Origin of the sequence: Anatilimnocola aquadivae, assembly GCF_049819085.1 — a bacterium.
Classification (GTDB): domain Bacteria; phylum Planctomycetota; class Planctomycetia; order Pirellulales; family Pirellulaceae; genus Anatilimnocola.
This window is the reverse complement of the sequence record NZ_CP187419.1, coordinates 307,033-319,342: the sequence shown is the minus strand read 5'-3', so window position 1 is coordinate 319,342 and position 12,310 is coordinate 307,033. Positions and strand designations below refer to the sequence as shown.

The following is a 12,310-nucleotide window of genomic DNA, read 5'->3' as shown; positions in this document are numbered from 1 at the left end:
TCTCGACGCGCGAGTCGGCAGCGGCGGCACCAAGACTGTTTCTGCCGACCTCGCCAACCATCAGTTCCGCTTATTCAGGCCGCCCGCGGGCCTCAGCAAAAAGGGTTGACCAATGCGACTCATGCTTTTCGGTCTGTGCTTGGCGTTAGGTTTATCGAGGGGACTGTTGGCGGCTGATCCCGCTCCGCGGCTGGAAGTGAAGATCGCAATTCCGGTGCATCACCAGCAGCGGTCACTGAACACCAACGGCGATCACTTTCACGTGCTGGTGAAGAACATCTCCGATCAGCCCGTTAGGCTTTGGTCGGAACACTTTTCGTGGGGCTACGAGAACCTCACCTTTGAAGAAATTGCCGAAGATGGCAAAGTGACCACGATCCAAAAGAGGCCCGGTGAGTGGAGCAAGAATTTTCCCGACTGGCTCGAGTTGAAGCCGGACGATACGTACGTGCTGAACGTGAGATTCGCGGCTCCGGGCGTTTGGGAGAACCCGCCCCAGGTAAAAGCCGGCGAGAAGCCTACCAAGATCAAGCTGCGGGCCGTCTATCAGATCCAGCCTGAAAAAGAATCGGACCGGCTCGGCGTCTGGACCGGCAAAGTTGTCTCTGCGGTCGACACCTACGCAATCTGGTAACCCGGCGAATGAATATCATACATACTGATCTTTTTATGAAAAACAAATTACAACACAGTTGACAATGAATCACCTGCAGACGCTAATGTCGTACTGTTCTCTTGCATTTTGGTCGTTCTCGGCGCGGGCCGCGATGTGCGGTTGAGCTCCGTCGTTTTTCGCGAAGCGGCAAGAAACAAACTACCGACACGCGCCGAAAGTGTCTGTCCAAGAACCAGGAGGGTTGTTGGACAAAAGGGCATCTGTAAGCAATTGCTGGAGAGAAAGCAAGTGCCGCGTTAGACACCGGTTGCGGCAATAAATTGAGTTCAGTACCTGTCCAAAAACCTTCCCGGTTCTTTGACATTGAGGCTGATCGGGGCGGGAGTAACGCTGAGCAGTTACGCAGCGCGGGCCAGTTTGGAGCGGCGAGAGCGCTTGAGCTTGGGTGCGGCGAGCTCGGTGGTGGTGCTAACAGCACGGACCGTGGGCAGGCGAAAGACGACCGTGATGGCGACGAGGCCGCCGAGCGTCGAAATGATCAGCGGAATGCTGAATTGGGGATTCAGCGTGACGGTAATCAGCGGGGCGGAGATGGCCAGGCACAAGGCGGCGAACTTCGCGGACGGGCGCATGCCGCGGTGCAATTCCCAGTCGCGCAGCACATTGCCAAGCAACGGCATGCGGCGCAGCCGTCGCATCGCGTGCGGGCTGCTATGAGCAAAGCAAGCGGCGGCGAGCAAGACGAACGGGGTGCAGGGCAGGACAGGCAACAACGCGCCCGCCAGTGCTAATAGCACACAGCACCAGCCTGTCGCGATAAGAATGGCCCGCTTCATCACAGAACCTCGCGGCGATCGTAGCGGTATTCCGGCAACAAATCCGGCCTGCCCAACCACCTACCATCACTCTTTCAGAATATCGGCTAGCAGGCAAGGGAAACTAGATAGGGAAATGACGGAGTCTGGCCGCTCTGCGACGATTTTGCTGGACTTTTCGCACACGGTGCCACGACAGCCAGCGGCTTGCCGGGTAGGATTGAGGGACTTCGCTCGTCAGCCCTTGGACTTCGTTAGCATCCCATGCCCGCCACGCTTGCCGTTGTCGATCGCGATTCGGCTTTAGAATTCCTCTTCGGCCGCATCAATTACGAGCGGACGACACAAATCCCCTATCGCACGGGCGGGCTCAAACTCGAGCGAATGCAGCAGTTGCTGAGCCTGGTGGGAGATCCCCATCTGTCGTTGCCCGTCGTGCATGTGGCTGGGACAAAAGGCAAGGGCTCTACGGCGACGATGGTCGCCCGCATTCTGCAGACCGCCGGCTATCGCACCGGACTGTACACTTCGCCCCACCTCGAAAAACTCGAAGAGCGGTTTGTTCTCGACGGCCAACTGTGCAGCGATCAGGAGTTCGTGCAGTTAACTGCCGACTTGCAAGCTGCCACGTACGAACTCGAGGCGCGCGATCCACTCAATCGCACTCCCACGTTCTTCGAAATCACCACGACCATGGGCTTGCTCCATTTCGCTCGCTCGCGGGCCGATATCGTGGTGCTCGAAGTGGGACTCGGCGGCAGGTTGGACTCGACGAATGTCTGCCGACCGCTCGTGAGTGTGATCACCAGCATCAGCTTCGATCACATGCGTCAGCTGGGGAACACGCTGGCGGCGATTGCTCGCGAGAAGGCGGGTATCATCAAGCCGGGCGTACCTGTTGTTTCCAGCGTATGCGAAGAAGAGCCGCGCGGCGTGATCGAGCTCATCGCTGCCGAACAGAGCGCAAATCTCTTTCAGCGTGATCGTGAGTTCACCAGCACGCTGGTGACCGATTCAGCAACCGGCGCGACATCGCTCGTCTATCGCGAGCCCGGTGATAACGAGCCGGCGACCTTTGAACTTGGTCCGCTGCCCGTCGGCATGTTGGGAGAGCATCAAGCGCTCAATGCGGCCACAGCGATTGCTGCCGTGCGGCAATTGCCGCGCGGTCGTTACAACGTCAGCAACGCCGCGATCGAGAGTGGCTTGTGGGAAGCCAAGTGCTCGGCCCGCGTGGAAGTGTTGCAGCAGCGACCGACCGTCGTGGTCGATGTGGCTCACAATATTGCTTCGATCGCAGCGCTGCTCGAAACCTTGAAGCAGCGATTCCGGGCGGAACGCCGCATCTTGGTGTTTGCCAGCAGTCGTGACAAAGACACCGTCGGCATGTTGCGACTGCTGTTGCCGCACTTCGATCATTTGGTGCTGACCAGGTTCGTCAACAATCCCCGCGCGGTCGAACCGGCCGAACTGTACACCTGCGCCATGCAACTGGCCGCTGAGATGAACTGCCACGCGGCGGTAGAAATCGCCGACGAACCTCAGGCCGCCTGGCAAAGAGCGAAAGCAGTCGCGCAACCCGCAGATCTGGTCTGCATCACCGGATCGTTCTTTCTGGCGGCCGAACTGCTGCCATCATTCCCGCGGTAGCCCGGTGTGTGCCAATCGCCCGCTTTGATCGTCGCGCAAGCATGTTGGCGGCGGCGCACACATGCCCGAGCCGTCTCATTGTGCATTTTTCGCCTGAAAATCGCCGGCTTCACGGTTTTTCTGCCTTCTGGCCCACGGCTTGCATAACTGCCCAATCGTGGTGGGAACAACTCCTGCCAAGCGAGGCCTTTGAAGAATACATTTTTCGTTGCACGCGCCTGCCTCGATGCTGCAACCTCGATAGGAGTTTCACCATGAAACGGTTTGCTTTTGGTTTGGTTGCTGCGCTCGGTTTGGCCCTTGTTGGTTGCGAAAAGAGCGTCAACAACGCAGTCCAAGATGTGAATGAGGCCGAGAAGGAAAAGATGGAGAACGTGAAGGAAGAGATGCGCGACGTTCAAGACGCCGCCATCGAAGGCGAGAAGAAGGTTCTCGATGAGAAGCGAGACCTGGAAGACGCCAAAAAGGCCGAACTCGAAAAGAACGGTATCAATCCAGCACCAGCGCCAGGCCCGATTGCTCCCTAACACAACGCAAGCCTAGCTTGCTTTAAAACTCGACAAGTTGGGCACGTAGCCGAAAGCTACGGGCTGATTTGTCTAACCAGTTCTGCCCTGGGATTCGTAAGCTTGCTTGCGGGTCACAGGGCAGTTCTTTTCGTTGATGGCTTAGCGACAACGGAAGCGACAACGGAGACTTCGCATGCCTCAGGGTGACAAGTCAAAGTACACCGACAAGCAAAAGCGGCAAGCAGAACATATTGCCGACAGCTACGAGGAGCGCGGTACTCCCAAGAAGACAGCGAAGGCCCGCGCTTGGGCCACGGTGAATGCCATGACCGGCGGTGGCAAAAAGTCGGGCTCTGGCGTGGGCAAGAAGGTCAACAAAGCTCCCGCCAAGAATGGCGGCAAAAAAGGTGGTGCCGCTGCTGCTGCTCGGCCCAAGGCGGCCCGTGTGAAATCGGCCAAGAAGGCTGCTGCCACCAGAGCCAGACGGAAGAAGTCTGCGTAGGCGAGCGAAAATATGCGATCAGGCGGCGTACCGACTTTGCAGCAGTGCGTTTGCCGAAAATACTAGCCACTTCGAGCGATCAGACGTAACATAACCGGTTGCCTTACGCTTAGCAGGGCAACTGTTCTCGAATTCGCATTCGAAGGGCTTGCATATGTTTCGCCAATTGAAGCTCGCGACGTTAATTGCCGTGGCCGTAAGTACCGTTGGAACAATGCGTTCCGCTGATGCCCATATTGGCGGTCGCGGGGGCGCAGGCGGGGGCGGGATTCGAATCGGTGGGGCCCTCATTCCACGCGCACGGCAGGGCAACGCCAATGGAATTCGCAACGGCGGCAATGCTGGAGTCGCGCGCGGCAATACCCCGGCGCCCAAGGCGGCCGTGCCTCCTCCGGTCGTCCAAAGCGGCGGCACAAACAGCAAGCGTGTCTCGCCGCCGGTGACAATCTCCAACAAGACGAATAACCCGAGCACCGGGACCGCGATTACCAACAACAGCGCGACCAAGAGCAAAGCGTTGGAGAACAAACCACAGAGCGACAGCGTGCAAACTCCGGTGGCAGCCAGTTTGCCAAGCAAGCCAATCGTCGCAGTCGAGCCCCAACCTACAAAACCTGACGATGCGGTAACGACCGAAGTCGCCAGGAAGGAAGCCGCGTTGCCACAAATTCCCATTGGCGCGACCGTGACTTTGGACGGCAAGGATCTGTCGGACAGAGCAGGCCAAGTGGTGTTGCAGATCGGCGACATCGCCCTGCCAGCCACCATCAAGGAATGGAAAAACGACGCAGTGATTTGCACGCTGCCGGTCCTGGGCCTGACGAAGGCCAGCAAGGCGACGCTGCACATTCTGAAGGCTGATGGCAAGATCGCCAGCACCATGGAAGTGGAACTGGTCACCGTGCTGCCGTCCTCGCCCGATGCCAAACTCAGCAGTATCGACTCGGCCAAGCTCGGACCGTAATCAGCGTCGTCGGCTGAAAACCATCGCAATCCGTGCGCACAGTGGCAAGAGAGTCACACCAGAGAGCTCTTTGACAGCGCGCATGCTCATGACTGCCAGGGTCGGTGTTGGCCGCGCTTGTATGCTCGCGCAGTTAATCCACTCGCTTACAGGGAGCGAATGACGAAGTGGGCGGACTACCGGTGCAATGGATGCCAGTAACTTGGCTTGTCAAGAGAGGACAGCCAGCCGCATTGAATTTATCACATTTTCACAAATAGCACACGAAGTAGTTGACAACAGATCACCATTGTGGGCTAATAACGGGACATTCTGTTGCCGTTCGGTGGCTCAGCGGCGAACTCGCGCTGCGCGGTTGAATAACATTGCGCGCGAGGCAGAGGCCCCTGTTACGACCGAGGGGCTCGTCCAAAATACTAGCCGGTTGTTGGACAAAAAGGACGAGTTGCAAAAGTTGCTGCAGAGTCGCAAGTGGCCGATCGGCAACAACTTCCGGCCAAATCCAAGAATAGGTACCTGTCCAATAACCCCGCCGGTTGTTGGACGTTTAGGATGAGCGCCGGGGCTGAAGGATCAGATTGCCCGGCAATCAATGATTAATGAGCGAGCGCAGGTACCTTCATGAAAATTGTGATCGTCGGTGGTGTTGCTGGTGGAGCCTCAGCGGCCACACGTGCTCGCAGGTTGTCGGAAGCTGCACATATTGTCTTGGTGGAGCGCGGCCCCGACGTGTCGTTCGCCAACTGCGGACTGCCCTATTACATCGGTGGCCAGATCGTCGACCGCAACAAGTTGCTGGTGGTGACGCCCGAGCGGCTGCGGGAACGCTTCAACCTGGATGTGCGCGTGCGCTCACTCGTCGAGTCCATCGATCGTAGCGCCAAGACCGTTCGGATTCGCGACTTGGTCAGCGGCCAGGTGTATGACGAGTCCTATGACAAACTGATTCTAGCGCCCGGTGCCGCGCCGATTCGTCCGGAGTTGCCGGGCATTGATGCACCGGGAATCTTCACGCTCCGCAACCTGCAGGACATGGATCGCATCCAGCAGGCTATTACTGCTGGTGTCGGCAGTGCCGTCGTGATTGGAGCGGGATTTATCGGCCTGGAGTTGGTAGAGAATTTCGTTCACCGCGGGATTCGCACGACGCTCGTCGAACTGCAGGATCAGATCCTTCCACCGCTCGATCGCGAAATGACAGCCCCGTTGCTGCAGGTTCTGAAAGACAAGAAGGTTGACCTGCTCCTGAGTGAAGCGGCTACCGGCTTTCAGTCCACGGCTGACGGCGTGAAGGTGCAACTGAAATCGGGTCGAGAATTGCTGGCTCAGTTCGTGGTGCTGGGCGTTGGCGTGCGACCGGAAAACCAACTCGCTGTGGCAGCTGGTCTAGAGGTAGGTCCGCGCGGTGGAATCAAGGTCAACGCTCAGCTGCAAACCAGCGATCCCGATATCTACGCCGTTGGCGATGCGGTGGAAACGAAGGACTTTATTTCCAATCAACCGACGCAAGTGCCGCTCGCAGGCCCGGCCAATCGTCAAGGGCGTTTAGCAGCCGACCATATCTTCGGCCGCGAGGTTCAATTTCGAGGGACGCAAGCTACGGCCATTGTCGGACTCTTTGGGAAGATCGCGGCCTGCACGGGTGCGTCCGAAAAATCACTCCGCCGGGCCAACCAACCGTTCCGCATGATCTATGTTCATCCGGCCCAGCATGCAGGCTACTATCCGGGTGCCGAGGCGATGGTTCTTAAGGTTCTGTTCGCGCCCGATAGCGGCCGCATTCTCGGCGCGCAGGCTGTCGGCGGCGAAGGGGTCGATAAGCGGATCGATGTCTTGTCCGTCGCCATTCAAGCCGGCATGACGGTCTTCGATTTGGAAGAGATGGAACTCGCTTACGCGCCGCAATTCGGCTCGGCAAAAGATCCCGTCAACATGGCCGGCTTTGTCGCTGCGGGTCTGTTGCGCGGCGATCATCCGCAAATCGATTGGCAGGAACTAGCGGCGCCGGGACACAACTCGCCCTCAAGTTTCCTGTTGGACGTACGCACCGCAACTGAGTTTGCCGCCGGTCATTTGCCAGGTGCCATCAATATTCCGATCGACGAGTTGCGAGCTCGGCTCGGGGAGCTTCCTCGCGATCGCCGCCTCGTGGCTTACTGTCAGGTCGGTCAGCGAGGCTACTTGGCCACCCGCATCTTGCGACAGAATGGTTTCGAAGTCGCTAATTTGAGCGGTGGCTTCAAGACTTACCTGCAATGGCAGTCGCTGCACGCATGACCCGGCACTCCCTACCGAATCCGGGCCTCGTTCCCTATATTCAAGGGGAAGTTCGAAGATTTGAGTGACGGGGGATGTGCGATGAGAGTGCTGGTGATCGGAAACGGCGGCCGCGAACATGCGCTGGCTTGGAAGCTGCGGCAGAGTTCGCGCGTCGACCAGGTTTTCATCGCGCCGGGCAATGCCGGGACGCTCGAAGAAGGGGAAAATGTCAACATCCCGTCGAACGACATTCCCGCGCTCATCAAGTTTGCGCAAACGGCCAAGATCGACCTGACGGTCGTCGGCCCCGAAGGTCCGCTGGTCGAAGGTGTCGTCGACGCCTTTCAAGCAGCCAAGCTGCGGGTGTTTGGTCCCAGCCGAGCTGCCGCTCAGCTTGAAGGAAGCAAAATCTTCTGCAAAGAGATGCTCCGCCACGCCGACGTTCCTTCCGCCGACTTTCACGTCTTCAAAAATGCCGAAACGGCTCAGCGGTTCATTCTCGATCGTTATCCCTCCGAAGATGAATCGGTGCCGGTCGTCATCAAGGCCGATGGTCTGGCCGCCGGCAAAGGTGTAATCGTGTGCCATCGTCGCCGCGACGCGCTCGATGCCATCGATCGCATCGCCCGCAAGCGCGAGTTCGGCGATGCCGGCAAACAGTTCATCATCGAAGATCGGCTCGATGGTCAGGAAGCGAGCGTGCTCGCCTTCACCGACGGCCGCACGATCGTCACGTTGCCACCGGCGCAAGATCACAAAGCGGCTCACGACGGCGACAAGGGGCCAAACACCGGCGGCATGGGCGCCTATTGCCCGGCGCACATTGTCGACGACCGCATGCTCGCCTGGATCGAAGAGCACATGCTGGTGCCGACCGTGCACGCCATGAAGCGCTCGCGCCAACCATTCAAGGGCGTGCTGTACGCGGGCGTGATGTTGACGAATCAAGGCCCGCGCATGCTCGAGTACAACGTGCGGCTCGGTGATCCCGAATGCCAGCCATTGCTCATGCGCTTGCAGACCGACCTGGTCGATGTGATCGAAGCGACCATCGACGGCCGGCTCGATGAACTGGGCCCGCTCAAGTGGGATCCACGCCCCGCGGTATGCGTCGTCATGGCCAGCGAAGGCTATCCTGGCGACTACGAAAAAGGACGCCAGATTCGCGGGCTCGACGAAGCGGGAGCGCTGCCCGATGTGAAGGTCTTTCACTCCGGCACGGCGCTCGACAATGGCAAGGTCGTCACCAACGGGGGTCGTGTTCTCGCCGTGACCGCGCTCGGCAACACTCTGGCCGCTGCGAAACTCCAAGCCTACACCGCGGTCAAATGCATCCGCTGGCCCGGTGCTTGGTGCCGCAAAGACATCTCCGACAAAGCCCGCCTGCCACCCAAAGAAGACACCTGGCGGGATAAGCCAAGACGGTAACTACTCCCCTCGCAGTGCCGCGAGGATTGGTGCTCGTAGCGTAGCACGCACGGCGAGCAGGCCAACAAGACTGCCGATGAGCAGAATCGCGGCGATCATAATGGTCAGGTCTCGCCAAGGGAGCGAGGCGCCGCCGAGGAACATGTGCGGCAGTACGGCGAGCAGCGCGGCGAGCAGGCCGGTAAAGATGCCGCCGCAGAGGAGCCACAGATTCTCCAGCATGACCATGCCGGCAATGCGCGCGGGGCGAAAGCCCGTGGCGCGCAGCATGGCCAGTTCTTTGCGCCGTTCGAGCACGTTGCGAAGTTGCACCGCAGCAAGGCCGAACGTACCCAGCAGCAGCCCAAGTGCGCCGAGGGCTTGAAAGGTGCTGATGTAGGTGTTCTGCACGGCGAGCAGGTCTTGTAGGCGAACGCGCGACTCGGTGACGTCGAAGCCTTCATCGCCAAAGCGATCTTCAAGTGTGGCGGCAACTTCTCTTTCGTTGGCCTCGGGCGTGCGAATCAAAAACGAACGATAGCCGGCGACGCGCGGGAAGACTCGTTTGAAATCGCTTTCGCCAATCAGCAAGCTCCCTTGCAGCACACTGTTCGAGAGTAAGCCCACAACGCGAAACTGGATCGGTGGTCCGTCGCCGTAGTCGCGCTCGAAGACCTGGCCGATGCCGCCGTACAGTTTCAAACTGTAGAGGGCCGTGTTCATATCGAGCACGGTATTGATTGGTTCGCCGTCGGCCGCCGGTTGTTCGAGCAAGCGCCACGGATTGGCCTGTTCTTCAGTGGTCTTGGCAGCAGAAGCGGCGAATACGAAGTGCGTGACACCCTGAGAATCAAAATGCTGGACGACGGCCGGCGTCACACCGAGCACGCGAGGCTGCATCGCCTGGTACAGGTTGCGACAACTGGCATCGTCACCGGCACGCATCCGCATGGGCAACACCGTCGAGCCCGTCAGCTTGTCGGCGTCGTTACCCATCGCGGCCTTGCGAGCAGCGGGGTCGTTGAGATCGGGCAGAATCGGTTCGGCACTTTCGGCCAGCAGGTTGAAGCCGCCGACGCCCTGCTCGGTGGGACTAAGGCGAAACGAACTAACCGCCACAACCAAAAAGCACGCACTGGCGACGAGCGCAATCGTCGCCATGCTGCGACCGCGAGCACGGCCGATGTTGCGTATCGCCAACGATGGCAAAACCCAGCGGAACGGCGTCTTCGAGAGCGTGCGCGATTGCCCGCCCAATTGCCGCGAGATGAGCATCAGCAATCCTGTCAGCACGCTGGCTCCACACGCCATAAAAGTTGCCGCTTGGGCTTCTGCTTTCAGGATGCTGGCGAGGCCGGCGAGTATGGCGGCCAGCACGAGGAACATCCACGGCAAAGCCCTGCGCCAGGCAGGTAACTCGCGATCGTTTTGGAGCGTGGCGAGGGCCGATGATGTTTCACCGGCGAGTAGCTGTCGCGGCGATACTTTCCGCAGTTGCCGCAGGCTGAAGTAGATCGTCAGCTGCGCGACGATCACGCCCACCACAAAGCCAATCACCAGGCTGAGCCAGCCTGGATGCAGAATGAGAAAGGGCGACGAAATGGCACCCACCCACCAGGTGCGCAGGCCGGTGACCATCAGCCAGGCGTAACCGATGCCGACGGCGGTGCCGAGCAGCGCGCCGAGAATCGAGACGACTAGCCCTTCGCTGGCCAGCCACTTGCCCGTCAGTTGCTGCCGCCAACCAAGCGCCTGCAGCAAGCCAATTTCGCTGGCCCGCTGTTCCACACCCAGGCGGAACAACAGCCAGATCAGCAGGAGTGCGGCACCGATGATGAACATGCTCAGCAGCAGGAAGAGGACGTCGAACGGCGTGGTCCCTTGCGACGCGGCCAGATCGCGAGCCTTGATGGGAATGATTTCGAAGCCGAGTCGCTCATTGTCTTTGCTCAATTGTGCAAGGAATTTAGATGTCAGCGATTCTTCGGTCATGCCTTCGCGGAACGGAATGCGAATCGACGTGGCTTGACCAAAGCGGCTGTGCCACAGCTTTTGTCCCGCGGCCAGCGAGATGTAGGCCTTGGGCGTGGCCCGGTGATTTTCCCAGTACTTGTCGTCCTGCGAGCGCATCTTTTTGTAGTCGAACGGAAACGGCGCATCCCAATCGGCGATGCTCGCCTGATCGGTCACGCCGGGAACATCGGGCGTCAGGTCCGCATCGTTGGCTTTGGTCGGAGGGTCTTTAAATTTCGGGCCTTTGCCGCGCGAATACGGGGCCGAAGGTTCCGTGAGCGGCACGATCGCTTTCACGGTGAACTCGGCCGACGCTTCTTTCTCAGCGCCGTGGGTCGTCTCAGGCTCGAAGAAAGTGACGCGCACTTTGTCACCAATCTTCAGACCTTGATCTTCGGCGGCCCAATCGGTGAGGGCGATTTCGTCGTCGGCCAGCTTGGGCAAGGGTTCTCCCTCACGATCGACGAGCGGACCATCGGGAGCTGGGTCGAGCGCGGCGATCGTGGAATAAGGAATGCCTTTGGTATTGGCTGGGGCGCCAACCTTGTCGATGGAATTGGCCAGATATGTGAGGATGGGGTAGGCGTCGAACTTCTTGAATGCTTCGAGCGCCACACGATCCGTCGTTTCGTCGAGCAGCATCCGATTGGTGCTGAGACTGAAGTAGTTGAGGATCGGCTCTTCTTTGCCATCTTGTTCGAAATCCAATTTCACATGCTTAAGTGACAAGCCGTAGTCGGCGAGCGTGGGACGAAGCGCGGTTTGTAGTTTGTGGGTGAACAAGTGCGATAGCCCAAGCTGTTCGTCCTTGCTGGAGACGAAAATTGCATTCACTTTGCCGGGTTGATCAAGGGCTTCTTGCAAGGGAGCGAGTGCCACGTAGGCATTTCGCGGCGAAGTTTGCATAGGATGCAAACTAAAGCGGCCGAGATCTTGGGCTGGAACAATTTGGCTTACTTTCAATTCCGCGAGACTGGTGAGTCGATCATCCTTGCGACCAAGTGGACTGTCTTCGGACACCTGCGTCGCTTTGGGAATGCGAATGATGATCGTATCGCCGACCTTCGCATCCAGTTCCTTGGCGAGCGGCTCGTTAAGAACGACTTCGTTGGGGCCCGGTGTGTCGATACCGAGATCTGGTTTGCCGATGACATCGCGTTTATGCCTTAATTCATCGAAGTCATTCCCGGCCGCAATTAAGGTGATGCCTGCGGCCAGCGAACGACCTTTGCTGCGCGGTACTTCGGCAGTCGCCGTGGGAATGATGATCGCTGGAAAGGAGACAATTCCCGAAGGCAGCTCAAAGTCATTGGGCTTAAGCAATTCATCTGCCTGTAATTCACTGGCTAGTTCGGCACGAAAGAACCGATCGACGAGCAGCAGATGATCGATGCGGCCCAAGCGATCGAGCGTGAGATGCCGCAAGCTGTAGCGAACTGAATCGCCCACGACCAGCGCGCCGGTGAGAACCGCGGTGGCGGCCATCACACCGAATAGCACCGCCAGGTGCTTCGAGGCATGGAATTGCAAACTGCGAACAACGAGGCGGAAGAAATTCATGGGTGTACCTTCCGC

General features: G+C 58.9%; 9 protein-coding genes. 7 read left to right on the top strand and 2 right to left on the bottom strand.

Annotated elements, in window-relative coordinates:
- Positions 1–166: 166 nt before the first annotated feature.
- Positions 167–634, top strand: coding sequence for a hypothetical protein (locus NA78x_RS01285; RefSeq protein ID WP_425616608.1), 468 nt, complete (start codon positions 167–169; stop codon positions 632–634).
- A 380-nt stretch (positions 635–1,014) separates the two neighbouring features.
- Here NA78x_RS01285 and NA78x_RS01280 read toward each other — a convergent pair whose 3' ends face one another.
- Positions 1,015–1,452 carry a YbaN family protein gene (locus NA78x_RS01280; RefSeq protein ID WP_425616607.1) on the bottom strand — a complete coding sequence of 146 codons (438 nt, stop codon included), beginning with the start codon at positions 1,450–1,452 and terminating at the stop codon, positions 1,015–1,017.
- 243 nt (positions 1,453–1,695) lie between these two features.
- Here NA78x_RS01280 and NA78x_RS01275 point away from each other — a divergent pair, with 243 nt between their 5' ends.
- The 6 genes from NA78x_RS01275 (at position 1,696) to purD (ending at position 8,743) form a co-directional block, all read left to right on the top strand.
- Positions 1,696–3,081: a bifunctional folylpolyglutamate synthase/dihydrofolate synthase gene (locus tag NA78x_RS01275; RefSeq protein WP_425616606.1), complete on the top strand. Its 1,386-nt coding sequence runs from the start codon at positions 1,696–1,698 to the stop codon at positions 3,079–3,081.
- Positions 3,082–3,335: 254 nt separating this feature from the next.
- Positions 3,336–3,608 carry a hypothetical protein gene (locus tag NA78x_RS01270; RefSeq protein WP_425616605.1) on the top strand — a complete coding sequence of 91 codons (273 nt, stop codon included), beginning with the start codon at positions 3,336–3,338 and terminating at the stop codon, positions 3,606–3,608.
- A 175-nt stretch (positions 3,609–3,783) separates the two neighbouring features.
- Entirely contained in the window at positions 3,784–4,092 is a 309-nt protein-coding gene (locus NA78x_RS01265; protein ID WP_425616604.1) for a hypothetical protein, read from the top strand.
- 154 nt (positions 4,093–4,246) lie between these two features.
- Positions 4,247–5,056 carry a hypothetical protein gene (locus NA78x_RS01260; protein WP_425616603.1) on the top strand — a complete coding sequence of 270 codons (810 nt, stop codon included), beginning with the start codon at positions 4,247–4,249 and terminating at the stop codon, positions 5,054–5,056.
- A gap of 621 nt (positions 5,057–5,677) precedes the next feature.
- Positions 5,678–7,333, top strand: coding sequence for an FAD-dependent oxidoreductase (locus NA78x_RS01255; protein ID WP_425616602.1), 1,656 nt, complete (start codon positions 5,678–5,680; stop codon positions 7,331–7,333).
- An 81-nt stretch (positions 7,334–7,414) separates the two neighbouring features.
- Positions 7,415–8,743 (top strand): phosphoribosylamine--glycine ligase, encoded by a 1,329-nt coding sequence (purD, locus tag NA78x_RS01250; RefSeq protein WP_425616601.1) that lies wholly within the window; start codon positions 7,415–7,417, stop codon positions 8,741–8,743.
- Here the strand turns inward: purD and NA78x_RS01245 are convergent, their stop codons facing one another.
- Complete coding sequence (locus tag NA78x_RS01245; RefSeq protein ID WP_425616600.1) at positions 8,744–12,295, bottom strand: FtsX-like permease family protein; 3,552 nt, start codon at positions 12,293–12,295, stop codon at positions 8,744–8,746.
- Positions 12,296–12,310 lie beyond the last annotated feature (15 nt).

What these genes read in the sequence shown, in the direction of transcription:
- NA78x_RS01280 (WP_425616607.1), bottom strand. Translation starts at nt 1,452, where the DNA reads ATGAAGCGGGCCATTCTTATCGCGACAGGCTGGTGCTGTGTGCTATTA.
- NA78x_RS01275 (WP_425616606.1), top strand. Translation starts at nt 1,696, where the DNA reads ATGCCCGCCACGCTTGCCGTTGTCGATCGCGATTCGGCTTTAGAATTC.
- NA78x_RS01270 (WP_425616605.1), top strand. Translation starts at nt 3,336, where the DNA reads ATGAAACGGTTTGCTTTTGGTTTGGTTGCTGCGCTCGGTTTGGCCCTT.
- NA78x_RS01265 (WP_425616604.1), top strand. Translation starts at nt 3,784, where the DNA reads ATGCCTCAGGGTGACAAGTCAAAGTACACCGACAAGCAAAAGCGGCAA.
- NA78x_RS01260 (WP_425616603.1), top strand. Translation starts at nt 4,247, where the DNA reads ATGTTTCGCCAATTGAAGCTCGCGACGTTAATTGCCGTGGCCGTAAGT.
- NA78x_RS01255 (WP_425616602.1), top strand. Translation starts at nt 5,678, where the DNA reads ATGAAAATTGTGATCGTCGGTGGTGTTGCTGGTGGAGCCTCAGCGGCC.
- purD (WP_425616601.1), top strand. Translation starts at nt 7,415, where the DNA reads ATGAGAGTGCTGGTGATCGGAAACGGCGGCCGCGAACATGCGCTGGCT.
- NA78x_RS01245 (WP_425616600.1), bottom strand. Translation starts at nt 12,295, where the DNA reads ATGAATTTCTTCCGCCTCGTTGTTCGCAGTTTGCAATTCCATGCCTCG.